The sequence below is a fragment of the Pantoea eucrina genome (genome assembly GCF_002095385.1).
In the GTDB taxonomy this organism is placed as follows: domain Bacteria; phylum Pseudomonadota; class Gammaproteobacteria; order Enterobacterales; family Enterobacteriaceae; genus Pantoea; species Pantoea eucrina.
In genome coordinates this window covers 91065-115507 of record NZ_MIPP01000006.1, presented here as the reverse complement: position 1 = coordinate 115507, position 24443 = coordinate 91065, and the positions used below count along the sequence as shown (strand labels likewise).

General features: G+C 57.3%; 22 protein-coding genes, 1 tRNA gene and 1 pseudogene. 15 read left to right on the top strand and 9 right to left on the bottom strand.

Annotated elements, in window-relative coordinates; all coding sequences use genetic code 11:
- The 4 genes and pseudogenes from HA43_RS05250 to HA43_RS05235 form a co-directional block, all read right to left on the bottom strand.
- A pseudogene (locus HA43_RS05250) lies at positions 1-270 on the bottom strand (PTS fructose transporter subunit EIIBC); the annotation flags it as partial.
- Between the two features lie 19 nt (positions 271-289).
- Positions 290-1228 (bottom strand): 1-phosphofructokinase, encoded by a 939-nt coding sequence (gene fruK, locus HA43_RS05245; RefSeq protein ID WP_039385473.1) that lies wholly within the window; start codon positions 1226-1228, stop codon positions 290-292.
- Positions 1225-2355, bottom strand: coding sequence for a fused PTS fructose transporter subunit IIA/HPr protein (gene fruB / locus HA43_RS05240; RefSeq protein ID WP_094111138.1), 1131 nt, complete (start codon positions 2353-2355; stop codon positions 1225-1227). The genes fruK and fruB overlap by 4 nt, the downstream gene beginning before the upstream one ends.
- Positions 2356-2629: 274 nt before the next feature.
- Positions 2630-2884, bottom strand: coding sequence for a YkgJ family cysteine cluster protein (locus HA43_RS05235; RefSeq protein WP_071668037.1), 255 nt, complete (start codon positions 2882-2884; stop codon positions 2630-2632).
- A 150-nt stretch (positions 2885-3034) separates the two neighbouring features.
- Between HA43_RS05235 and yeiP the strand changes: the two genes are divergently transcribed.
- From yeiP to yejF, 9 genes are all read left to right on the top strand, one after another.
- Positions 3035-3607 (top strand): elongation factor P-like protein YeiP, encoded by a 573-nt coding sequence (gene yeiP, locus HA43_RS05230; protein ID WP_094111137.1) that lies wholly within the window; start codon positions 3035-3037, stop codon positions 3605-3607.
- Positions 3608-3728: 121 nt separating this feature from the next.
- Positions 3729-4703 (top strand): CobW family GTP-binding protein, encoded by a 975-nt coding sequence (locus HA43_RS05225; protein ID WP_071668038.1) that lies wholly within the window; start codon positions 3729-3731, stop codon positions 4701-4703.
- A gap of 46 nt (positions 4704-4749) precedes the next feature.
- Entirely contained in the window at positions 4750-5457 is a 708-nt protein-coding gene (locus HA43_RS05220; RefSeq protein WP_071668039.1) for a phosphatase PAP2 family protein, read from the top strand.
- A 515-nt stretch (positions 5458-5972) separates the two neighbouring features.
- A complete protein-coding gene (gene mepS / locus HA43_RS05215) occupies positions 5973-6548 on the top strand; it encodes a bifunctional murein DD-endopeptidase/murein LD-carboxypeptidase (RefSeq protein WP_071668040.1) in 576 nt (191 codons plus the stop codon).
- Between the two features lie 208 nt (positions 6549-6756).
- Positions 6757-8322, top strand: coding sequence for a cyclic di-GMP phosphodiesterase (locus HA43_RS05210; protein ID WP_094111136.1), 1566 nt, complete (start codon positions 6757-6759; stop codon positions 8320-8322).
- 62 nt (positions 8323-8384) lie between these two features.
- Positions 8385-10187 (top strand): extracellular solute-binding protein, encoded by a 1803-nt coding sequence (locus tag HA43_RS05205; RefSeq protein WP_071668042.1) that lies wholly within the window; start codon positions 8385-8387, stop codon positions 10185-10187.
- Between the two features lie 10 nt (positions 10188-10197).
- Positions 10198-11283, top strand: coding sequence for a microcin C ABC transporter permease YejB (locus HA43_RS05200; protein WP_094111135.1), 1086 nt, complete (start codon positions 10198-10200; stop codon positions 11281-11283).
- Positions 11283-12305: an ABC transporter permease gene (locus HA43_RS05195; protein ID WP_094111134.1), complete on the top strand. Its 1023-nt coding sequence runs from the start codon at positions 11283-11285 to the stop codon at positions 12303-12305. Before HA43_RS05200 ends, HA43_RS05195 begins: the two co-directional genes overlap by 1 nt.
- Positions 12306-13886, top strand: a complete 1581-nt coding sequence (yejF, locus tag HA43_RS05190; RefSeq protein WP_094111133.1) for a microcin C ABC transporter ATP-binding protein YejF — start codon at positions 12306-12308, stop codon at positions 13884-13886.
- A gap of 10 nt (positions 13887-13896) precedes the next feature.
- Here yejF and HA43_RS05185 read toward each other — a convergent pair whose 3' ends face one another.
- The 3 genes from HA43_RS05185 to rsuA form a co-directional block, all read right to left on the bottom strand.
- Positions 13897-14223 (bottom strand): YejG family protein, encoded by a 327-nt coding sequence (locus HA43_RS05185; protein ID WP_094111132.1) that lies wholly within the window; start codon positions 14221-14223, stop codon positions 13897-13899.
- Positions 14224-14625: 402 nt separating this feature from the next.
- Entirely contained in the window at positions 14626-15819 is a 1194-nt protein-coding gene (locus HA43_RS05180; protein WP_039385496.1) for a Bcr/CflA family multidrug efflux MFS transporter, read from the bottom strand.
- A gap of 11 nt (positions 15820-15830) precedes the next feature.
- On the bottom strand, positions 15831-16553 hold the full coding sequence (gene rsuA / locus HA43_RS05175) for a 16S rRNA pseudouridine(516) synthase RsuA (protein ID WP_039385498.1): 723 nt from the start codon (positions 16551-16553) through the stop codon (positions 15831-15833).
- A 192-nt stretch (positions 16554-16745) separates the two neighbouring features.
- Here rsuA and radD point away from each other — a divergent pair, with 192 nt between their 5' ends.
- Together radD and rplY are read left to right on the top strand one after the other, a co-directional pair.
- Positions 16746-18500, top strand: a complete 1755-nt coding sequence (gene radD / locus HA43_RS05170) for a DNA repair helicase RadD (RefSeq protein WP_094111144.1) — start codon at positions 16746-16748, stop codon at positions 18498-18500.
- A 130-nt stretch (positions 18501-18630) separates the two neighbouring features.
- On the top strand, positions 18631-18915 hold the full coding sequence (gene rplY, locus HA43_RS05165; RefSeq protein ID WP_094111143.1) for a 50S ribosomal protein L25: 285 nt from the start codon (positions 18631-18633) through the stop codon (positions 18913-18915).
- Between the two features lie 55 nt (positions 18916-18970).
- Here the strand turns inward: rplY and yejK are convergent, their stop codons facing one another.
- Complete coding sequence (gene yejK / locus HA43_RS05160; RefSeq protein WP_094111131.1) at positions 18971-19975, bottom strand: nucleoid-associated protein YejK; 1005 nt, start codon at positions 19973-19975, stop codon at positions 18971-18973.
- A gap of 158 nt (positions 19976-20133) precedes the next feature.
- Between yejK and HA43_RS05155 the strand changes: the two genes are divergently transcribed.
- The 4 genes from HA43_RS05155 to HA43_RS05140 all read left to right on the top strand — a co-directional run bounded on the left by HA43_RS05155 (position 20134) and on the right by HA43_RS05140 (position 22677).
- A complete protein-coding gene (locus HA43_RS05155) occupies positions 20134-20361 on the top strand; it encodes a YejL family protein (protein ID WP_039385503.1) in 228 nt (75 codons plus the stop codon).
- 22 nt (positions 20362-20383) lie between these two features.
- Positions 20384-22135, top strand: a complete 1752-nt coding sequence (yejM, locus tag HA43_RS05150; RefSeq protein ID WP_071668047.1) for an LPS biosynthesis-modulating metalloenzyme YejM — start codon at positions 20384-20386, stop codon at positions 22133-22135.
- Between the two features lie 72 nt (positions 22136-22207).
- Positions 22208-22284, top strand: a tRNA-Pro gene (locus HA43_RS05145).
- A 189-nt stretch (positions 22285-22473) separates the two neighbouring features.
- Positions 22474-22677: a hypothetical protein gene (locus HA43_RS05140; RefSeq protein WP_039385513.1), complete on the top strand. Its 204-nt coding sequence runs from the start codon at positions 22474-22476 to the stop codon at positions 22675-22677.
- 70 nt (positions 22678-22747) lie between these two features.
- Here the strand turns inward: HA43_RS05140 and HA43_RS05135 are convergent, their stop codons facing one another.
- The gene (locus HA43_RS05135; protein WP_094111130.1) at positions 22748-24400 is read right to left on the bottom strand and encodes a multidrug ABC transporter permease/ATP-binding protein; all 1653 of its coding nucleotides are present in this window, start codon (positions 24398-24400) and stop codon (positions 22748-22750) included.
- Positions 24401-24443: the final 43 nt, after the last annotated feature.

Genomic DNA, 24443 nt, shown 5'->3' with positions numbered 1-24443 from the left:
GGGCTGCCAGCGCTGCGCGTTTGCCTGCGCCTGTGCTATCGCCGCCTGAGGATCGCGCAGCGCCTGCTGCACATCAACGCGCGCTACGGATTTGCCCGTCAGCTGCGTATCTTCCGGAATATTGTCGCCGGCAACCAGGATCAGTTCGGCTTCAGCGGCAGTGCTGACCAGCTCCAGTCCGGCCTGTGCTGCTGCAGCACGCAGACGTTCGATAGCCAGATGTGCGGAGGCCAGTCCCAGTGAAGAATCTTTTATCAGCAGCGTTTTCATTATCATCGCTCTCCTGCTGTTAGTTAACGGGTTGTAAGTCGACGCGCGCCATCATCGCGGCCAACCGGGTACGATCGGCTACGCCGACGTTGCTCTGGCTGACAGCCATTGCCGCCACGGCGGTAGCCAGTCGCAGCGTATGTTCGCTGGATTCACGCATCAGCAGGCCATAAATCAGGCCGCCGACCATGGAGTCACCGGCACCGACCGTGCTGACAACCTCACAGACCGGCGGTTTTGCCAGCCATTCGCCAGATGCGTTGACCCAGAGTGCACCTTCTGCGCCGAGCGAGATCACCACGTGAGCAATGCCCTGCTCGCGCAGTTCATGCGCCGCGTTAATCACATCCTGCAGTTCAGGCAGCTTGCGGTTAGCCCAGATCTCCAGCTCGCGCCGGTTTGGTTTAACCAGCCACGGGGCGGCTTTCAGACCCGCAACCAGCGCATCACGGCTACTGTCAAAAATGATGCACGGACAGAGCGTACGCAGATCGCTCATCCAGCGGGTAAACGCCTCTGGCGTCACGCCGCCCGGCAGGCTGCCGCTGACGCAGACCATATCGAACTGGCCGAGCCAGGTGAGTGAATCTGCGGTAAAGCGCTCCCAGTCCTGCGCGGTTACTTCAAAGCCGGAGAAGTTGAGGTCGGTTACCTCGCCATCTTTCTCTGTAAGCTTTACGTTGATGCGGGTACGCCCCTGCACGACCTGAAAGCGATTGGCTATTCCCAGCTCGCTGAACAGCTGCTGGAAGCCATCCTGATTTTCCCGGCCAAGAAAGCCGCCGACGGTGACGTCGATGCCGAGATCTTTGAGTACTTTGGCAACGTTGATCCCTTTGCCTGCCGCATGCAGGCCGGTGGTTTTGACCAGATTGACTTCACCGCGCTCTATCTCCGGCGTAAAGCCAACCAGGTCATACGCCGGGTTCAGCGTAATGGTGGCGACGCGACGGCTCATGCTGCCCCCTCGCCCAGACCGGAATTAATGGCCTCTTCGATAGCCTGCATCGCCTGCGGCGCATCATCACCGCTGGCGGTAAAGCGCAGGCGATGGCCTTTCTTCACGCCCAGCGCCACCACTTTCATCAGGCTGCGGCCGTTAGCGGGCTTACCGCTGCCGTCAAGGTTGGTAACCGTGACATCACTGTTAAACTGCTTGATAACGCTGACCAGCGCAGTGCCCGGACGCGCATGCAGGCCATGCTCATTGCGAATGGTAAATTCTGCGGTCAGCACTTCAGCGGCTTCATCCACTTCGCTGGTGAGCAGCGCCAGTACGCCGGCTGCATCCGCTTTCAGCAGACGTTCAGCTTTATTGTTCTGCAGCAGGTTACTCAGGTAGCCCAGCACCTCCAGCGGACGCTCATCCACTGCGGCAACCGTCAGCAGCAGCGCCACGCGCTCGCCCTGCCGGTCAAACGGCACCGCCGGGCGGCTTACCGCGACAGCGCTGCCCAGGTTACCCTGCGCGCTGTCGTTCAGCCAGATCCCCTGCCCCAGACTCAGCGGCGTGCGGGAGATAACGTCGGTGATAAATGCGGCGTCAACCGCGCCTGCCGCCTGCAGACGACCGGCATTCAGCGCCTGCAGCGTGATCAGATCGCTCGCCGCGACATCCACCGCAATCAGCGAGGTATCAAAGGTAAATTCAGCTCCCTGCTTCTCACCCATCAGCAGCGCACGCAGATCCTCAGCAGAGGCCGTTTTTAGCTGCTCTGCCACGCTGTCATCGCTTAACACATGCGTCAGCTGACGCAGCAGCGCCAGGTGCTCATCTGATTTAGCGGCGATGCCGATAGCCACATAGGCAATCTGCCCTTCGCCCCACTCTACGCCCTGGGGAAACTGAAAAACCTGTACGCCGGTTTTCAGCACCAGGTCACGGGTGTCGGTGGTGCCGTGTGGAATAGCGATGCCGTTGCCGAGAAAGGTGCTGGTCTGCTGTTCGCGAGCCAGCATGCCGCTGACATAGCCTTCAGCAACGTTGCCTGCTGCGGTCAGCGCGGCGGCAACCTGACGAATAGCGTCTTCTTTTGTCTGTGCCGTGGCGCCGGTATGGATGGCCTGAACTTCGAGCTGGAACATATCTCTCCTCGCTTGCTGAATTGAATCGTTTCAGCTTAATGGCGAAAAAACACGCTGCATCACAGCCACTTAGCCGCAACTACAACGCTGAAACGTTTCAGGGAATATGGTACAGGCGGCTCTTCGAGGCAAGAAAATGCGTAAACCAAAGAACAGATCTTTGACGCTACGCACACTTCATCGGGAAATTAAGATTTTTCGCACGCCTCAGCTGATGAGTTTGCTGAAAGTAAAGGCGGCGGGTCGGGCAGATTTTCAGCAGGCTTACAGCTTTTCAGGGTGCCGTCTCTGCCTCAAGCTGCAGCAGATAGATCATTGCGTCATCCCGGCTGCTGCCACACATTTCCGGTCCAGGCTGCAGGCCAGCACAGACGGCCGGACGCAGCGGCGAACCAAACAGCTGGCAGCGCTGCTGCGCATCCAGCTGAACGCAGGGCGTATTGGCGGGCTTGCCATGAGGCATACCCGGAATAGGCGAAGAAATTGAGGGCGCGGTGCAGCAGGCACCGCACTGGTCGCGGCATAACATGAAGCGCTCCGGCAGAGATTTCGCGGCGACAATAGCAGCCCCGCCTGCTGAAAGCTATGTGCAGATAACAATTTTACAGGGCCTTACTTGCCTGTTTCCGGTCGCGCGCGTAACGTGACGCGCACCTCTCTTTTCTGAGTAAATAACATCATGCCTAAGGCAAACGAAATCAAAAAAGGAATGGTCGTGACCTGGAACGGCAAGCTGTTGCTGGTGAAGGATATTGATGTGCAGAGTCCCAGCGCACGCGGGGCAGCCACGCTCTATAAAATGCGGTTTACCGATGTGCGTACCGGCCTCAAGGTCGAAGAGCGGTTTAAAGGCGACGATATTATCGATGCCATTCAGCTGAGCCGTCGCCCGGTGACCTTCTCTTATATCGACGGCGACGAATATGTCTTTATGGATGATGAAGATTACACGCCCTACAACTTTAAGCAGGAGCAGATTGCCGAAGAGCTGCTGTTTATCCCGGAGGGCGGTATTCCCGGTATGCAGGTGCTGACGATGGAGGGCCAGGTACTGGCGCTGGAGCTGCCGCAGACGGTGGATATGGTGATTGCTGATACCACGCCCGGCATCAAAGGCGCCTCTGCCAGCGCGCGCACCAAACCCGCGGTGATGAGTACCGGCCTCTCGGTGCAGGTGCCTGAATACCTCAGCAACGGCGACCGTATTCGCATTCACGTAGCTGAACGGCGCTATATGAGCCGCGCTGACTGATCGCTGCGTTGTCCGCGCCCGGCAGGTTGTTATACTATAACAACATCCGGCGCGGCCCGCGTTACCGGCCGCGCGCTCAGTTCACTGCCTGCCAGACAGCAGCAGGCCACAGGGAGAAACTATGACGCGCGTTAACCTCATTACCGGCTTTCTCGGCAGCGGTAAAACCACCACGCTGCTGCATCTGCTTGCGCATAAACCGGCCGATGAAAAATGGGCTATTCTGGTCAATGAGTTTGGCGAAGTCGGTATAGACGGCGCCCTGCTGGCCAACCGCGGCGCTGAACTAAAAGAGATCCCCGGCGGCTGCATGTGCTGCGTTAACGGTCTGCCGCTGCAGGTCGGGCTTAATATGCTGCTGAAACAGGCGAGACCCGATCGTCTGATTATCGAACCCACCGGCCTTGGCCATCCCAAACAGTTACTTAATATGCTGCGCGCCGCCGTCTATCAGCCGTGGATAACGGTGGATGCGACGCTGACGCTGCTCGATCCGCGTCAGCTTGCTGATGCGCGCGTGGCCGCAAACGAAAATTTTCGCGATCAGCTCACTGCCGCTGACATTATCGTCGCCAGTAAAAGCGATCGCTGGCAGCCGGAAGATCGCCAGCGTCTGGCGGACTGGCAGCGGGACAATCTGGGCGATCGCCTGCTGACAGAGACAGCCTGGGGGAAAATAGACCCGGCGCTGCTGACACACCCCGCACAACACGATCGCCCGGTTCCGGACGCACTCCACCACGCTCACAGCACCCGCCCACAGGGACTGGCGGCGCTGAAACTGGAGGGTCAGGCGCGCTGGCGGCGTGCGTTAAATGAAGGTCAGGGCTATGCTTCGTGTGGCTGGATTTTCGATGAAGAGACGCAGTTTGATACCATTCCACTGCTGGAATGGGCGCGACGTGCGCCGGTCGATCGGGTAAAAGGCGTGCTGCGTACGCCAGATGGCCTGGTGAACGTTAACCGACAGGGGGACGATCTGTTTATTGAAACCCGTCCGGTCGCGCCTCCCGACAGCCGTATTGAACTGATCCATCATCAGCCAGCCGACTGGAATGCTCTGCAGACCTCGCTGTTGAAGATTCGTTTAAATTAATTGCGATAGGTTTGCCCGTTATTTCACTTTTTGGGTGTTACTTTTTATGCGCGCAACACGTCTTGTCACCATCCTGCTGCTTAATGCGCTGGGTGTGATGCTATTTCTCTCGTGGTATCTGCCAGCCAATCACGGTTTCTGGTTCACTATCGATAAAGGGATCTTTTTCAGCTTCAACGATCTGATGGTCGATCACCACGCATTTGCCGTCCTGGTGGCGATTACCAACTATCGCGGTTTTGATGCGGTTTCACTGCTGGCGATGGGGCTGCTCTACCTCGCCTTCTGGCGACGCGAAACGCCTGAAGGCCGTCGTCGTATGCTGGCTATCGGGATAACTATGCTGCTGACGGCAGTTTTACTTAACCAGCTGGGACATCTGCTGCCGGTGAAACACGCCAGCCCGACGCTGTTTTTTGATAACGTCCATCGCGTCAGTGAACTCACCGGTATTCCGGCAAAGGATGCCTCGCGCGACAGTTTTCCTGGCGACCACGGCATGATGCTGATTATTTTTGCCTGCTTTATGTGGCGCTATTTCGGCTTCCGGGCATTTTTAACCGGCGTGCTGATTGTGGTGCTGTTTGCCCTGCCGCGCATAATGGCCGGCGCCCACTGGTTTACCGATATTGCCGTGGGTTCGCTGTCGGTAATATTAGTTGGACTGAGCTGGTGGTTATTAACGCCGGCCAGCGACAAACTGGTGGCGTGGCTATATCGCACGCTGCCTGGCAAATATAAGCCACGCGGGTAATTGTTTAGCGCAGGTAACCGGAGAGCAAAAAGTGACCCGCCTGCGCTTATTGAATGTTTAAAAAAACTATTAGCAACCTAACAGTTTGCCATCAAAAGAAAACATGATGGCAAACAAGCCTTAACCTTTTCTCTTGTTATCCCCTGTCCAGTCAGAACCCGCTGAAAATCAGCGCTAACGCCGGAATTACCTGCTTAAGCCGCCGCTTATTTGCGCATTAATTACGCCCGATTGGTGATAAAGCAGCCGTTCAGTGAATGTTTTAATTTACATCAAAAAAACCTATAGAAATTTATATAAAACCACTCGCCACGGGGTCTGTAATCAGTTAACCTCAAGCTCGATTACCCTGGTGCAGCATAAAATGTGGTGGCAAACTGAGCGAAAAATGTGTGCATTAACACATTTTAGTAATTAAGGATTTGTCTTAGACCGCTGTACTTATTAATCTCAACCCGTTTTGTCATCTGGCTGGCGACATTCTGTCGTAAGGACATCGAAGGAACACACGTATAATGGTCAAGTCTCAACCAATTCTGAGATACCTCAGGCGGATCATTCCCGCGGTAGCATTAGCAACACTTTTATCAGCATGTAGCAGCAGCCATAATGGCCAGAATGCGAAAAACGAGAATCATGAAGTTAACAACCACAATGGTTTTTTACTTCAGGCGTCTCAGGACGAATTTGAACAAATGGTGCAGAATGTGGACATCAAGTCCCGCATCATGGAACAGTACAGCGACTGGAAAGGTGTTCGCTATCGCTTAGGCGGTGACACCAAACGTGGCATCGACTGTTCTGCTTTTGTTCAGCGCACCTTTCGCGACCAGTTTGGTCTGGAACTGCCCCGCTCAACCTATGAGCAGCAGGATACGGGCAAAGGCATTTCACGCGGTAAACTGCGTCCGGGTGATTTAGTGCTGTTCCGCGCCGGCTCAACCGGGCGACACGTCGGCATTTATCTGGGCAATGATAACTTTGTCCACGCTTCTACCAGCAGCGGCGTCATGATTTCAAATCTCAATGACAGCTACTGGAAGACGCGCTACCGCGAAGCACGACGGGTTCTGGCTAAAAATCAAAGCTAACCCCTCTCTCCGATGATTCTCTCAGCCAGAGAAAACAGAAACGCTGCCCCGGCAGCGTTTTTTTATTGCGGATATCTACTCCGCTGAAATCCAGTTGGTAATCAGAAATATAACAAGACTTTCCTGGCATCCTCGTTATATTCTCACAGCCTCTCCGGTGCAGCCTCAGACGGTTTACTCACATGGCAATATCAGGAACATTGACACCATGCCACTGTCGCGGACGCTGAAACCGCACGCTACGCACATGCGCCGTCTGTTCCGGAAGAGTGCGCTGGCAGGCATGGTTTCGTTTACTCTTTTTATCACCATACTGCTTACGCTGACCTGGCATAAACGCCAGCAGCAGCATGAACTGCTGCTGCAGCACAGCGCGGACGACCTGCAGCAGATGCTCGCAACGCTGACCGACACGCTGCGTCCGCTGCAGCAGTATACGATGCTGGATTGCAACAGCGTCAGCCGTGAACTCACCTCGCGTGCCGCCTTTGCAGATAATATCCGCGCGATTCTGCTGGTGCGGGACGGCCTCGCCTGGTGCTCATCGGCCACCGGCGCCTTCAGGCTGCCTGTTAGTGAGATTTCACCCGCCACCGAGCTGGAGAGCGATCGCGATATACGGCTGCTGCCGGGCACCCCGCTGCTGCCGTCGCGTCCGGCGCTGGCGCTGTGGCTCAAGTATCCCGGCGGCGCAGAGAGCGGCATCCTGACAACGGTAAATCTCTCTCTTGCGCCCTACCAGTTGCTCGCCTCTTATCACCCTGAAATCACCGGCATGGCGCTGGTTATTGGCAACAATGCGCTGAAGAGCGACGTCAGCCACGCTATTCCGCGCCGCGACCTGCCAGCCGGACTGACCGCCCTTACGCTGCCGCAGAGTGATATCCGCTTTGTTCTCTATGGCAGCACGCTGACAACGCGCGACTATCAAATGACGCTGCTGACCGGCGTCCTGTTTGCGCTGATGATCGGCTGTCTGACCGGCGTGCTGCTTAACCGCCACCAGCGCCCGGCGCGCGAGATCATGCTGGCAATCCGGCGCGGGCAGTTCTACGTTGAATATCAGCCGTTAATCATGGCGCATAACGGTCAACCCTACGGCGTGGAAGCGCTGCTGCGCTGGGCGCATCCCATAGAGGGTACGATCCCGCCCGATGTGTTCATCAGCTATGTCGAAGCGCAGAACCTGATTATTCCGCTTACCCGGCATCTGTTTTGCCTGGTCGCGCGCGATGCGCATAGCCTGAGCCAGCAGCTGCCGCGCGGTACGCGTCTGAGCCTGAACCTCTCCCCGCTGCACCTTGCCGCCGACAGCTTTCGTCACGACGTTCAGACGTGGATTGCCGCAATGCCTGCTGACCACTTCAGCTATGTGTTTGAGATCACCGAGCGCACCATGGTGAAAGAAGCCAACGCCGGAGAGGTATTTGCCTGGCTGCGCGCTAACCAGTTCAGCATTGCCATCGATGATTTCGGCACCGGACACAGCGCTCTGATCTATCTGGAAAAGTATCCGTTTGATTATCTGAAGATAGATCGGGGATTTGTTCAGAGCATCGGCACCGAGACGCTCACCTCGCCGGTGCTGGACGCCGTGCTGCTGCTGGCTAAGAAGCTCAATCTCAAAACGGTGGCGGAGGGCGTGGAGACGCACGAACAGGCCAGCTGGCTGGTCAGCCGCGGCGTGACGCATTTGCAGGGCTACCTGTTCAGCCGGCCGCTGCGGCCGGAAAAGTTGATCAGCTACTATCAAAACTTTCCGCGTTTCGGGTAAGGTGGCTTAACACGCTTACCGGCCGATCTGAAGCACAGACTATTCGGGAGAGTATTTCACTTATGCTGCGTCTGATCACTCTGCTGCTCTGCTGCGTGCTGACGCCGCTGCGCGCTGAGCCGGTACGTGAAGGCTATGCGTTTGCAAAGCTGGGGGTGCCGCGCTACGCGGTCAACTTTACCCACTACGCTTATGCCGATCCCGCTGCCCCGAAAGGCGGCAGCATGACGCTGGCGGTGGTCGGTACGTTTGATAACTTCAACCGCTTTGCTTCACGCGGAAATCCGGCCGCCGGCACAGAGACACTCTACGATTCGCTGTTTACCACCTCAGATGATGAGCCCGCCAGCTACTATCCGCTGATTGCTGAAGTGGCACGCTATCCTCAGGATTACCGCTGGATGGAGGTTACCCTCAATCCACACGCCCGCTTTCAGGATGGCACGCCTATCACCGCCCGCGATGTGGCCTTTACTTTTCAGAAGCTGATGCGCGAAGGCGTTCCGCAGTTTCGCGTCGCGTTCCGCGGCACGGAAGTCACCGCACTCAATCGCCTTACGGTGCGCATCACGCCACCGCGACCGGATAAAGATCGCATCCTGAGCTGGCTGACGCTGCCCGTGCTGCCGCAAGCGTTCTGGCAGAGCCGCAAATTTAATGAGCCGCTTGGCTACCCGCCGCTCTCCAGCGGACCCTACCGGATCTCTGCCTATAAGGCGGGCCAGTTTGTGCAGTACAGTCGGGTAAAGGATTACTGGGCCGCCGATCTGCCGGTCAATCGCGGACGCTTTAATCTGGATACGCTGCGCTATGACTACTATCTCGATGACAACGTCGCTTTTGAAGCTTTCAGGGCGGGCGCTTACGATTTGCGCGAAGAGCTGTCGGGAAAAAAGTGGGCGACGCAGTATAAGGGCGGGCCATTTGCAGAACAGACAATCGTAAAACTGACCACGCCTCAGGACGCCGCTACGGATACCCGCTGGCTCGCCTTTAATAATCAAAAAACGCTGTTTGCCGATCGCCGGGTACGCGCGGCGTTAACGCTGGCCTTTGATTTTGAGTGGATGAATAAGGCGCTGTTTTACCACGCGTGGCGCCGCCCCGGCAGCTATTTTCAGAACACAGAATATGCGGCTGCCGGCTATCCCGACGCGGCACAGCTGCAGCTGCTGGCGCCGTGGAAAGCGCAGCTGCCGCCTGCCCTCTTCAGTGAAATCTATACGCCACCGCGCTCGGATGGCAGCGGCTATAACCGGGCTAATTTGCTGCGGGCGATGCAGCTGCTGGAAGAGGCGGGCTGGGAGATCCGCAACCGGAAGCTGGTCAATCGCCAGAGCGGTGAACCGTTCCGGTTTGAGATCCTGCTGCGCAGCGGCGCGCAGAATGAGTGGGCGCTGCCCTGGCAGCACAGTCTGGCCCGGCTGGGCATCACGGCCACCCTGCGCCAGGTCGACAACTCACAGTTTCTGCGCCGGCTGCGCGAAGGCGACTACGATATGATTCAGACGCTCTATCCGGCTGCGCCGTGGCCTGCTGCCAGCCTGCGCGTGAACTGGCAGTCAGAGTATATCGACTCATCGTGGAACAGCGCGCGCGTTAAAGATCCCGTGGTCGATCACTTTATCAAAGAGATTGTGGCGCACCAGGGCGATGAGCAGGCGCTGCTGCCGCTGGGTCAGGCGCTGGATCGCATTCTGCTCTGGCAGGCGTATATGATACCGATGTGGTTTAGCGCTGAGCAGCGCCTGGCTTACTGGAATAAATATGCTTATCCCGCCGTCCGGCCCGCTTTCGCAACCGGGCTGGAAAACTGGTGGTACGATGTCAATAAAGCCGGGCGGCTGCCGGCCGATCGACGTTAAGGAGGCTGGCTTGGGTGCTTATCTGCTGCGCAGAGTATTGCTGGTGATCCCGACCCTCTGGGCGATTATCACGCTGAATTTTTTTATTGTGCAGGTAGCACCCGGCGGCCCGGTCGATCAGGCGCTGGCCACTATTCAGTTTGGCTATACCACCGGGCTGCCGGGCAGCAGCGACAGCAGCGCGCGCGGTGCGTCGCTACGCGACAATCCGGGTGACAATCAGTATCGCGGTGCACGCGGCCTCGATCCGCAAGTGATTGCTGAGATCACCCGGCGATACGGTTTTGATAAGCCGCTGCTGCAGCGCTATGGCGAGATGCTGTGGAACTATCTGCGCTTTGACTTTGGCGATAGCCTGTTTCGCAGCGCCCCGGTGCTGCAGCTGATCAAAGAGAGCCTGCCGGTTTCTGTCAGCCTGGGACTCTGGAGCACCCTGATTATCTATCTGGTCTCCATTCCGCTCGGGATCCGGAAAGCGGTGCATCACGGCAGCCGTTTCGACGGCCTGAGCAGCCTGCTGATTATTATTGGCTACGCTATTCCGGCCTTTATTTTTGCCATCATGTTGATCGTGCTGTTTGCCGGCGGCAGCTATTTCGACTGGTTTCCGCTGCGCGGTCTTACCTCTCCGCAGTTTGCCTCGCTGCCGTGGTATGGCAAAGCCCTCGACTACTTCTGGCACATTGCGCTGCCGGTGCTGGCCACGGTCATCGGCGGATTTGCCACGCTTACCATGCTGACAAAAAATGCGTTTCTGGATGAAATCCGCAAGCAGTATGTCATGACCGCGCGCGCCAAAGGCCTGGATGAAAAACGTATCCTTTATGGTCACGTGTTTCGTAACGCCATGCTGCTGGTGATCGCCGGCTTTCCGGCCACGTTCATCAGCCTGTTTTTTACCAGTTCGGTGCTAATCGAAGTTATGTTTTCTCTGAATGGCCTCGGGCTGCTGGGCTATGATGCCACTATCCAGCGTGACTATCCGGTGATGTTTGGCACGCTCTACATCTTTACACTGATTGGCCTGCTGATGAATATTGTGAGCGATTTAACCTACACGCTGGTCGATCCGCGCATCGATTTTGAGGCGCGCTGATGGCTCTCTCTGCGGTTCATCGCCAGCGCTGGCAGCGTTTCTGTCACAACCGCCGGGGTTACTGGTCACTGTGGCTTTTTCTGCTGATTTTCCTGTTTTCACTGGCCGCCGAGCTGCTGGCGAATGAAAAACCGCTGCTGGTGCGCTACCAGCAGCGCTGGTATGTGCCGCTGCTGGTTGATTACAGCGAACAGGATTACGGCGGCCTATTTGCTACCGCCGCCGACTATCAGGATCCGTGGCTGCAGCAGCGGATTGCGCACCAGGGCTGGGCACTCTGGGCCCCGATTCGCTTTAGCGACAGCACAATCAACTTTGCGACCCGTTCACCCTTCCCTTCGCCTCCGTCAGCGCAAAACTGGCTGGGTACCGATGCCAGCGGGGGCGATGTGCTGGCGCGCCTGCTCTACGGCACCCGCGTCTCTCTGCTGTTTGGCCTGCTGCTGACGCTCTTCTCCAGCGTTATCGGTATTATCACCGGGGCGCTGCAGGGCTATTTTGGCGGCCGCATCGACTTAGCCGGCCAGCGGCTGATTGAAGTCTGGTCCGGCATGCCAACGCTGTTTATGCTGATCCTGCTTTCCAGCGTGATCCAGCCTGGCTTCTGGTGGCTGCTGCTGCTGACGGTGCTGTTTGGCTGGATGAGTCTGGCCGGCGTGGTGCGGGCCGAGTTTTTGCGCACGCGTAATTTCGATTATGTGCGTGCCGCCCGTGCGCTTGGCGTCAGCGACAGCCGTATTATGCTGCGCCACATTCTGCCCAATGCGCTGGTAGCGACCCTGACCTATCTGCCCTTTATTCTGTGCGGCGCAATTACCACCCTGACCTCGCTCGATTTTCTCGGTTTCGGTTTGCCGGTGGGTGCGCCTTCACTGGGCGAGCTGCTGCTGCAGGGCAAAAATAATCTGCAGGCACCGTGGCTCGGGCTGTCCGGTTTTATTGCGCTGGCGCTGCTGCTGTCGCTGCTGATTTTTATCGGCGAGGCGGTACGCGATGCATTTGATCCGGCGCGGGGAGGCTGAGTGGATCTGTTAACCATTAATCATCTTGCGGTGGCTTTTCAGCAACAGCGGGTCGTACATGATGTTTCACTGCGCCTTGCGGCGGGCGAGACGCTGGCGCTGGTCGGAGAGTCGGGCTGCGGGAAAAGCGTGACCGCTCAGTCGGTGATGCGCCTGCTGCCGCAGCCCGCGGTAAGTTATCCGCAGGGCGAAATTCTGTTTCAGGGTCAGGATCTGCTGCAGGCCAGCGAACGCACGCTACGCGGCCTGCGTGGCAACCGTATGGCGATGATTTTTCAGGAGCCGATGGTGTCGCTCAATCCGCTGCATACGATTGAAAAACAGCTGAATGAAGTGCTGGCGCTGCACCGGGGCATGCGGCGTGAAGCGGCACGCGGCGAGATCGTTGCCTGCCTCGATCGCGTCGGTATCCGGCAGCCGGTGAGCCGCCTGCGCGATTTTCCTCATCAGCTCTCCGGAGGCGAGCGCCAGCGCGTCATGATCGCCATGGCGCTGCTGACGCAGCCGCAGCTGCTGATTGCCGATGAGCCCACCACGGCACTGGATGTGACCGTGCAGCAGCAGATTTTACAGCTGCTGCGCGAACTGCAGCGCGAGCTGAATATGGGCATGCTTTTTATTACCCATAACCTCGCTATCGTGCGTCAGCTGGCACACAGCGTTACCGTGATGCGTGCCGGACGCGTGATGGAGCAGAATCGCTGCGCCGCGCTGTTCCGGCAGCCCCGGCACCCCTATACGCGCGAACTGCTTGCCGCTGAACCCACCGGTGAACCGGTACCGCTGAAAGCGACACCGCTGCTGCTTCAGGTCCGCAATCTGCAGGTAAGTTTTCCGCTGCGACGCGGCTGGTTCAGGCGCAAAACAGAGGAGAAGCAGATACTTAAGCAGCTGAGTTTTTCGCTGCATCAGGGCGAGAGCCTGGGTCTGGTAGGTGAATCAGGCTCCGGCAAAAGCAGCACGGGGCTGGCCCTGCTGCGTCTTATCGCCGCACGCGGTGAGATCTGGTTTGCCGGCCAGCCGCTGCATCAGCTGACGGCCAGAGAGCTGCTGCCGCTGCGCCAGCGCATTCAGGTCGTTTTTCAGGATCCCCACTCCTCGCTCAATCCGCGCATGACGGTGCAGCAGATTATTGCTGAAGGCCTGGCGGTACACCGGCCGGAGCTTAGCGCAGCGCAGCAGGATGCCCGCGTTATTGCCGTTATGCAGGAAACCGGGCTCGATCCCGACAGCCGCAGCCGCTATCCGGCAGCATTTTCCGGCGGGCAGCGGCAGCGTATTGCGATTGCACGTGCGCTGATCCTTGAGCCACAGCTGCTGATACTTGATGAGCCGACCTCCTCACTGGATCGTCCGGTTCAGCAGCAGATCCTGACGCTGCTGCGACGCCTGCAGGCGGATCGTCAGCTGACCTATATTTTTATCAGCCATGATATGCAGGTAGTGCGCGCGCTCTGTCATCAGCTGGTGGTTCTGCGGCAGGGAGAGGTGGTTGAACAGGGAGAAAGCGCGGTGCTGTTCACTGCGCCAGCGGCAGCTTATACACGCCAGCTGCTGGCCTCGGCGCAAATGAGCAAATGAGGGGCGGGGATCAGCGTCCGTTAAAATCTTCTGCAATGGCCACGCCCTGATTTTTCAGGCAGCAGCTTGCAGCACTTTCGTTAATTCGCTGGATCAACAGGCAGGGGTGCCCTTCACAACGGGCAATTTTGCACTCCACCTGAATCTGCGCCAGCGTTTCGCGCAGCTGCTGCAGAATATCCAGCGCCAGCGCGCCTTCATGGCTCAGTAATCTCAATGCAACCAGATCTTCATCGTTAATGCCGCTGGTGGTTTCCAGAAGTTCAATTTCGCCTAACTGATCTGCAGACCAGCGATAAAGATGTGGCAGACGATGCACAACAGAGAGCTGCAGCATGGTGTTCCCCAAAGATGTTAATCCTGTTTCCGGCCTGAACCCTGTGCCCGCAGCCGGAAATCCCACCTCAAATCAAAAAACGGATGTCAGTGATGACCTTCGCGTTTTAAATACAAAATCATAGAAAAAATACGTTATTTGCGAGCATTCTCGCAGTTAAGCTTATGTGTACCGCGATCGCCAGATGCAGACAACCAGTTTATACGCATTAGCGTTACTTTTTTGTCTAAAAATTTTCACATCACGGAAACATTAAGCATAACGAATAGCTGGCGTTTAGCGAGCATGGTTCTCTTTTTTTGCCTGAGAGGGGAAATATGCCGGGCGCGCATGAATACGCCAGGGCCGCATGAATGCGGCCCCTACGGGGAATGGAGAACCTTATATGCGGCCCCTGCGGGATTAAGTGGTTTTACGCGGGCGGGCAGCGTAGCTGAACAGGATAATGGAAAGGGTGGCGCACAGCGCGATGGTTGCTACCATTGGCCATGCGCTGTTCATACTGACCAGCGACAGCAGCGCGCCCACCAGACCCCCGACGCCAAAGCGCAGCGTGCCTGCCAGCGACGAGGCGGTCCCCGCCATGTGCGGAAACTCATCGAGTACAATTGCCATGGCGTTAGAGGAGACAATAGAAACGCAGCCGATAAACATCGCCACGCCCAGCACCAGCGGCAGAAAGCCGAGCTGCAGCGCGCTGACAATCAGCAGCCAGATGCCCATAGCAAACTGAATGGTCAGCCCCAGGCGAAACATCTTCAGCGGACCAAAACGGCGCACCGCGCGGCTGTTAATCAGCGTCATCACAAAAAGAAAAATGATATTCAGGCCGAAGTAGTAGCCAAAATCCTGCGGCGATACGTGGTTGACCTCGATATAAACAAAGGGACCAGCGTTGAGAAACGCAAATAAGCCGGCAAACGAGAAGCCGCTGGCCAGCATATAGCCGAACACCCGCTTATGCCGTACCAGCGCCACAAAATTGCCCAGCATTGTACGCAGATGAAAGCGCTGACGCTGCTCCGGCTTCAGGGTTTCACGCACCTGCGTCACCACCAGCACGGTCGTGATCAGTGCCGCAATCGCCAGCGCCCAGAAAATAGCGTGCCAGCTCCAGATAAGCAGCAGCCAGCCGCCCAGCACCGGGGCCACCAGCGGCGCGATTGTGGTGATCAGCAGCACAAAGGACATCATGCGCGAGAAGTCCTCTTTTGAATAACTGTCGCGCATCAGGGCGTTGATCACCACGCTGGCGGCAGCGGCAGAGAGACCGTGCAAAAAGCGCATCAGGATCAGCTGATCGATAGAGCCGGAGAGTGCGCAGGCGGCGGCGGCACAGGCGAAAATCAGCGTACCCAGCACGATGACCGGCTTGCGGCCATAGCTGTCCGCCAGCGGACCATACACCAGCTGCCCGATAGCGAAGCCCAGGATGTAGAGGTTCAGCGTCATCTGCACGCTGCCTGCGGAGACGGCAAATTCGCGGGCAATCTGCGGCATAGCGGGCAGATACATATCAATGGAGAGCGGCATCAGCATCGCCAGCAATCCCAGAATCACCACTAATCCTGCCGGGGAGTTTTTCTCCTTGCGCACCTTGTACTCCGTTATTTGTGCTGTTTCAGTTCGTCTGGCAGACCGATGCTGTCAACCTCTTCAGGGGTCAGTTCGCGATATTCCCCCTCTTCCAGCGCCTCATCCAGCACAATCGAGCCGATACTTTCACGATGGAGCGCAACCACATGGTTCCCCATCGCGGCAAACATGCGCTTAACCTGATGATAGCGCCCTTCGCCGATTGTCAGTCGCGCCGCTTTTTCATCGAGGATCTCCAGCCGGGCTGGCCTGGTCAGCGTCTTCTCATTGTGCAGCTGGATACCAGCAGCAAACGTCTCCACCAGTGCCGGATCGAGCGGCGCTTCCACCTCAACCAGATAGGTTTTTTCTAAATGGTGACGTGGTGAAGTGATGCGATGCGACCACTGGCCATCATCCGTCAGCAGCACCAGACCGGTAGTATCGATATCGAGTCGGCCGGCGGCGTGCAGCTTATAGGCTGACGGCTCCTCAATAAAATAGAGGATAGTGGGATGATCGGGATCGTCTGTGGAGCAGACATAGCCCTGCGGCTTGTTCAGCATAAAGTAGCGTGGCCCCTGCTGTACCACCAGCGGGTTGCCATCGTAGGCAATATCATCTTCCGGCATCACTTTGTACGCGGTATCGCGCACAATTTCGCCATTGATGGTGATCTTTCTGGCGCGAATTTCGCGGCCAGCGATAGCACGGCTAACTTCCAGTTGCTGAGATATGAATTTGTCGAGTCGCATGAATTCGCTTTTGCCTGTTACTGCGGGGGAAAAACTGAAACGGTGCCTGTGCGCAGAATACGTCGGCCAGGATAACCGTTAAAAAAGTGCGGGCAGTATAGCCTGAAGCTTTGCCTGCTAATAGTGCCGATCCTGCGTTTCATCCGCTTACATGGCATAATACGCCTCTGATCCAGAAAAAAGTTTATGCTGATGGCCTTTACACTTCGTCCCTATCAACAGGAAGCGGTTGATGCAACCGTTGCCCACTTCCGGCGCCATACCACGCCGGCGATGATTGTGCTGCCCACCGGTGCCGGTAAGAGCCTGGTCATTGCTGAACTAGCGCGGCTGGCGCGTGGCCGGGTGCTGGTGCTGGCGCACGTCAAAGAGCTGGTCGAGCAGAACCACAGCAAGTATCAGGCTTACGGGCTGGAAGCGGATATTTTTGCGGCCGGGCTGCAGCGCAGGCAGAGCGAAGGCAAAGTGGTATTTGGCAGCGTACAGTCCGTGGCGCGCAACCTTGACCGCTTCGACAGCGCCTTTTCACTGGTAATTGTCGATGAGTGTCATCGCATCAGCGACAATGAGGAGAGCCAGTATCAGCAGCTCTTCCGCCACCTGCGCCAGCATAATCCACAGCTGCGCCTGCTGGGACTGACCGCCACGCCGTTCCGGCTGGGCAAAGGCTGGATCTATCAATTCCACTATCACGGCATGGTACGCGGCGATGAAAAAGCGCTGTTTCGCGACTGCATCTACGAGCTGCCGCTACGCTACATGATCAAACACGGTTTTCTGGTGCCGCCGGAACGTCTTGATATGCCGGTGGTGCAGTATGACTTCAGCCGGCTGGTGCCGCAGAACAGCGGCCTCTTCAGCGAAGCGGATCTTAACCGTGAGCTGAAACAGCAGCAGCGCGTCACGCCACAGATTATCCGCCAGATCGTTGAGTTTGCCGACGATCGGCGCGGCGTAATGATCTTCGCCGCCACGGTTGAACATGCGCGCGAAATTCTGGCGCTGCTGCCGGAGAACAGCGCGCTGGTCTCGGCAGAAACCGCGGTGAAAGAGCGTGACCGGCTAATTCAGCAGTTCAAAGCGCAGCAGCTGAAGTTTCTGGTTAACGTGGCGGTACTGACCACCGGCTTCGACGCACCGCACGTGGATCTGATCGCGATTCTGCGCCCGACTGAGTCCGTCAGCCTCTATCAGCAGATAGTCGGACGCGGACTGCGCCTGGCTCCGGATAAACGCGACTGCCTGATCCTCGACTACGCTGGTAATCCGCACGATCTCTTTACGCCGGAAGTGGGTGCGCCAAAAGGCGCCAGTGACAACCAGCCGGTGCAGATGTTCTGCCCTGCCTGCGGCTTTGCGAATACCTTCTGGGGAAAAGCTACCGAAGACGGGCATGTGATTGAGCATTTTGGTCGCCGCTGTCAGGGTATCCTGGAGGATGATGAGGGCGGTCGTGAACAGTGCGATTTCCGCTTTCGCTTCAAAAGCTGCCCTGACTGCGGCGCTGAAAATGATATCGCCGCACGGCGCTGCCAGCAGTGCGACAAAATTCTGGTCGACCCCGATGATATGCTGAAAGCGGCGCTGAAGCTGAAAGATGCGCGAGTGCTGCGCTGCAGCGGCATGACGCTGGCGCATGGCCGTGATGACAAGGGCGAATGGCTGAAAGCGACCTATTACGATGAAGATGGCAGCGACGTCAGCGAACGCTTCCGGCTGCAGACGCCCGCGCAGCGAAAAGCATTTGAGCAGCTGTTTATGCGCCCGCACCAGCGCGCGCCTGGCGTAGAGCTGGGCTGGCAGCAGGCGGCCGACGTGGTCGCGCTGCAGCCGCTGCTGCGGCATCCTGACTTTGTGGTGGCGCGTGCCCGCGGACAGTTCTGGCAGGTGCGGGAGAAAGTGTTTGATTACCAGGGGCGCTTCCGCCGCGCTAATGAGCTGCGCTAGATGGCAGAATCATTTGCCCCCCTGCCCCGATCCGGCTATAATCCCGCCCGCTTTTGCATCCGCACAAGCGTTTGAATAACCGTCCTGTTGCTGGGTCGCCTGTAGCAGGAATTATTGAAGAGAAATAATGATGTTCACTATCAACGCAGAAGTACGTAAAGAGCAGGGTAAGGGTGCGAGCCGCCGCCTGCGCACAGCTAACAAGTTCCCGGCTATCATCTATGGCGGAAATGAAGCTGCAGTTTCTATCGAACTGGATCACGACGCCGTGATGAACATGCAGGTTAAGCCTGAGTTCTACACCGATGTGCTGACGCTGGTTATTGACGGTAAAGAAACGAAAGTTAAAGTTCAGGCTGTTCAGCGTCACCCGTTCAAGCCAAAACTGCACCACATCGACTTCGTTCGCGCGTAATCGCAGACGAAATCGGAAAAACGCCGCCTCTGCGGCGTTTTTTTATGCCTGCAATTTACTTCCCGCCGGTGCGGCGCTGTAGCTGATCGCGCAGGTTAGGCGGCGTGCCTTTGATGGTCAGGGTATCGGTTGCCGGATCCCAGAAGATACGCTCGCCAAGCAGCAGTGCGTCAAAATTAAGCGTTAATCCGCCACCGCTGCCGGAGAATTTTGTCAGCTGGCGCAGCGTGCTGCGGTCGGCCGGAAAGTGCTCCTCCAGCTCATAGCCCTGCTCCTGCGTAAACGCCTGAAAGCTTTTCTCACCCAGCGGTGGCAGCTCCTGCGAAAGATCGTCCAGCGCAATCTCCTCTCCCGCCTGCAGCTGTTCGTTACAGTAGCTGTAGACCTGCTGACGGTAGTTCTGCCGCTCGTTCTTATCCAGATTTGACTCAGCACAGTAATCATCGACCGCCTGCAGCAGGCCGCGGTTCTGCGCTTTGGCGTCGAGACCGACGCTGGCCCCGAGGAAATCCATGAAAAAGTCAGCTACTTTACGTCCGACGCGACCCCGCAGAAAAGTCAGATAGCGCGTTGACTCCGGGCTGGTTTCCCACTCGGTCAGATCGATACGCGCGACGATATCAGCGTGATTGATATCGAGATAGTGCGTACTGCTGATATCCAGCTGTTCGTTAACGCGCATGCTCGACTGGCTGTTCAGCACCGCAACCAGCAGATACTCTACCGCCAGATAGCGGTAGTGCATAAACAGCACCACGCCACCGTCAGCAAACGGATATTTGCTCAGCTCATCGCGCAGGCGTCCGGTGGCAGCCCGGCTGAACGCCAGGAAGTCATCCTGCCCGCGACGACAGTTGCGCAGCGCGTCGGCCAGCTCGCTATCTTCATTGAACAGGCCATAGGCTTTGCTTTTGGCGCTGTACACGCGATGCAGCTCTTCGGCCATACTGCTTACCGCCTGCGTTACCGGCAGCAGCGTATCCCGCAGTACCAGCTCCAGCTGATTCTCGTCGCGTTTGATTAACTGATGCAGGGCAATCTGGTCAATATCCAGACTCATGATAGACTCTCCTTTAAACTCAGGCGCGTATTCAATCACTGCCCGCCGTCGCTTTCAACTGCGTACGCAAACCGATCGCTTTGCTTGCGATAAAAGTGCGGAAAAAATCGCATAGTTACGGTACTATACCGCCTTTTCACACTTGATTAGTCGACGATATGCCACAATCATCCCGTTATAGCGACGAGCGCGTTGAGCAGCTTCTCGCACAGCTGGCGCAGATTCTTGAAAAAGATAAAGCGCCTCTCGATCTTTCCCTGATGGTTCTGGGAAACATGGTCACCAATTTGATTAACACAGACATCGCACCAGCCCAGCGCCGTAGCCTGGCCCGGTCATTCGCGGAAGCGTTGCAGTCTTCCGTGCGCGATGATAACGCTCATTAATTTGCAGATCTGACTCCTATATATGGTAACCAACCGGCAGCGCTACCGTGAAAAAGTCTCCCAGATGATTAGCTGGGGGCACTGGTTCGCGCTGTTTAATATTCTGTTTGCGCTGGCTCTCGGCAGCCGCTACCTGTTGGTCGCTGACTGGCCCTCCTCACTGGCGGGCCGGATTTACGCCTTTACCAGCTGGATTGGCCATTTCAGCTTTATCGTTTTTGCCGCCTATCTGCTGATTATTTTCCCGCTTACCTTTGTGGTGATGTCGCAGCGTCTGCTGCGGGTACTCTCCGCGATTGTTGCCACCGCCGGGCTGACGCTCATTATGGTGGATGGCGCCGTGTTTAACCGCTTCCACCTGCACCTTAATCCGGTGGTCTGGGAGCTGGTGGTTAACCCCGATCAAAGCGAGATGGCGCGTGACTGGCAGCTGATGTTTATCAGCGTGCCGGGCATTTTTCTGGTGGAGATGCTGTTTGCCACCTGGAGCTGGCAGAAGCTGCGCAGTCTTAACCGACGCTCATTTGGCAAGCCGCTCGCCGCGCTGTTTATCAGCGCCTTTTTTGCCAGTCATCTGCTCTATATCTGGGCCGATGCCAATTTCTATCGTCCTGTCACCATGCAGCGCGCCAACCTGCCGCTCTCCTATCCGATGACCGCGCGCCGCTTCCTGGAGCGTCACGGGCTGCTGGATGCGCAGGAGTATCAGCGCCGTCTGGTGCAGCAGGGCGATCCTGAAGCGCTGTCGGTCCAGTATCCGTTAAGCGATATCACCTTCCGTGACGGCGGAACAGGTCATAACCTGCTGGTGCTGACGGTCGATGGCGTAAATAACGCCACGCTCGACAGCGCACTGCCGTCGCTGAAGCAGTTTGCCGCTGAGAACGTGCGCTTTACCCGGCACTACAGCGCCGGGGTGCAGCCTGAAAAAGGGGTGTTTGGCCTGTTTTACGGCATCTCTTCCAGCTATATGGATGGCGTGCTGGCATCGCGCACGCCGTCGGCGCTGCTGAACGCGCTGAACGCGCAGGGCTACCAGTTTGGCCTGTTCTCTTCTGATGGGTTTAATCAGCCGCTCTACCGGCAGGCGCTGCTGGCGGACTATACGCTGCCGGAAGCGACCTCGCAGCCTAACAGCCAGACCGTCACGCAGTGGCAGAACTGGCTCAATGGTCAGAAAAACAGCCGCTCTCCGTGGTTCTCCTGGGTCGCGCTGAACGGGATAAGCGCCAGCGGCGACAGCACGAAGGCGCGTCAGCGCAGCTATCTGCGCCAGGCGGGCAGCGTGGATGAGCAGATCGCTGCGGTACTGACCACGCTGCAGCAGCGCGACCTGCTGAAAAATACGGTGGTGGTGATCACTGCTCAGCGTGCGGTGACCTTTAATAACAGCGATAACCCGGGCAACCGCGCGATGCTGCAGATCCCGCTGGTGGTGCACTGGCCTAATACGCCAGCGCAGACTATCGATCGCCTGACCGATCAACAGGATGTGATGACAACGCTCATGCAGCGTCTGCTGCACGTGCGCACCAGCCCGGTCAGCTATTCGCAGGGTGAAGATCTGTTCGCCGCCCAGCGCAGCCACAACTGGGTAGCCAGCAGTGAAGATGGCAAACTGGTGATCACCACGCCATCGGTGACGCTGGTGCTGAATAACAGCGGCAGTTATACCGCGTGGGACGCCAGCGGTCGTGAGCTGAAGGATCATAAGCCGCAGCTGGCGCTGCTGCTGCAGGTGCTGACGGAAGAGAAGCGCTTCACGGCAAACTGATTAAATATGAGGCAGTTAACGCTGACGCATCTTGCAATCGGCTGGGGAATCAGTAGTATGGTTTTCCACGTTCGGCACGTAGCGCAGCCTGGTAGCGCACTGTCATGGGGTGTCAGGGGTCGGAGGTTCAAATCCTCTCGTGCCGACCAAATTATCCCGAAAAAAGCAGCCTTTATGGCTGCTTTTTTTATGCCTGTCAGGGCTGGCATGCCTGTTTATCGCGCAGTACCGGCCGATACCGTTATTCCGGAAATTCTCAGGCTTTCATCAAAGCGCAACAAAAGTGTCATGAAGATCCCCTACTCTGATGCTCTCATTTATTTGATGGGAAATCGATTATGGTCATCAAAGCAAAAAGCCTGCAGGATGCAGAGGAGCTTCTGCATTCAGGCATCAGCAAAGTAGAGCTGGCCTATGATATCGGCAGCGACGACTTCTTTCGTCTGGCGACTCACTGGTGCGATCGTGGCGCCCGCATCACCCGCGGCCATCAGCACTTTGTTGTTCAGCTGAAAAGCTTTGCCATCCCGCCCAATCACTGACGCTGCCGCATGCCGCCTGTGTGCCATGACCGGCCTGATGGCCGGTTATGATGAGTGTTACCCGCTGACGTTAACGACCGGTATCCGTTCGCTCCACCGCATCGAGCGTGGCCAGATCGCGCTCGCGGCCGCTGAGTTCCACCAGCTGTCCGTTGCGCATCTCCAGCAGCCTGTCGGCATGGGTAAAGTAGTGATCGTCATGGCTGATAGCAAACACCGTTTTGCCTGACGCCTGCAGCCAGGGCAGCAGCTCGCGGTAGAAAATCCGGCGGAAATGAGGGTCCTGGTCGGCGGCCCATTCATCCAGCAGCAAAATATCCCGCTCTTCCGCGGCCGCCAGCAGCAGCGCCAGGCGCTTGCTCTGCCCTTTCGACAGCTGCAGATTCAGCACCCGGTTGCCATCCAGCTGCAGTTTCTCGCTCATTTTCAGCCGCTCCAGCCAGCGCTGAACCAGTGCCGGATCGGCCGGTTCGCCGCCGCGGCCAATCAGGCGGTCAAACAGGTGCACGTCGGTAAATACCGCTGAAAAGTGCTGCCGCCACAGATCGGATTGCTGACTGCTTATCTCTTTACCATCCAGCAGCAGGCTGCCGGCGTGCGGCTGATAGAGGCCGGTCAGCAGCATCGCCAGCGTGGATTTCCCGCTGCCGTTGCCGCCAATAAGGAACAGCAGTTCGCCGCGTCGCAGCGTCAGATTGATCGGCCCCACCGCAAAGCCCTGTTCGCCATAGTGAAAGCAGACGTCGCGCAGCTCCAGCGTCTGCCATGCGCTGGCCGGTGCCGGGGCGCTGAAGGCAGGCTCATAAGGCGCCAGATCGAAGCGGTTGAGTTTGCGAAACGCGACCTGCGCGCTGAGCAGCGTGGGCAGCGCGCCGACGGCTGAGATCAGCGGCGTGCGCAGGAACAGCAGCGTCAGCGAATAGGTGGCCGCCACGGCCGTGTTGGCCCAGCCGAGACCGTTTGCCATAAAGAACACGATACCGATGCCGCCCAACATCATGATGTTAGACCAGTTAACGGCGCTGAGATGGAAGGTGTCGGCGCGCACAATATGATGGCGATAGCGACCCGCATTCGTCTGATAAACCGTATCGTAGATCAGACGCGCCCGATCGCGGTTAAGCTGCAGCTCTTTGCGCCCCTCAATAATGGTCTGGAAATCGCGATAGAGATCATCTTCGATATCGCGCAGCTTTGCCATATGCTGGTAGACGCGCGAAACCAGCAGCCAGCCGCCCACCAGCGTGATCGCCAGCCACAGCATAGTGACCAGCAGCATTTCCGGCGAGAGCCAGGCAAGGTAAATCGCCGATCCCAGCGTGATGATAATGCCCTGAATCAGCTCCGGCAGCCGGACAAAAGCGATGGTAATGGCCCGCACGTCGCTGGTCAGTCCGGCCAGCAGCTGAGCGCTGCCCAGCTGTTCGATGCGCTCAACGTTAGTATCGAGGATACGCTTGATGAACTCGCCCCGCAGCCGCCAGACAAAATGGTGCCCCAGCTGCGTCAGCGCCAGCTGCGAAGCGAGTGTGACCGCCATCAGCAGAAACAGCTGACCGAGAAATGCCGGCAGCACCGTTGCGTCGCTATTGATCGCCACAATCAGCTCATTATTGATATAAGCGATCAGGCCGATACCGAGTGCGGCACTCAGCAGGGTAAGAAAAAGAACGCCGGTAAACGGCCAGCAATACTGACGAAAAACCACCTGAAGCAATGCCATCAATCTGTTCCAAAGGTCAAAAAATGCTGCCTGCAGTTTAATG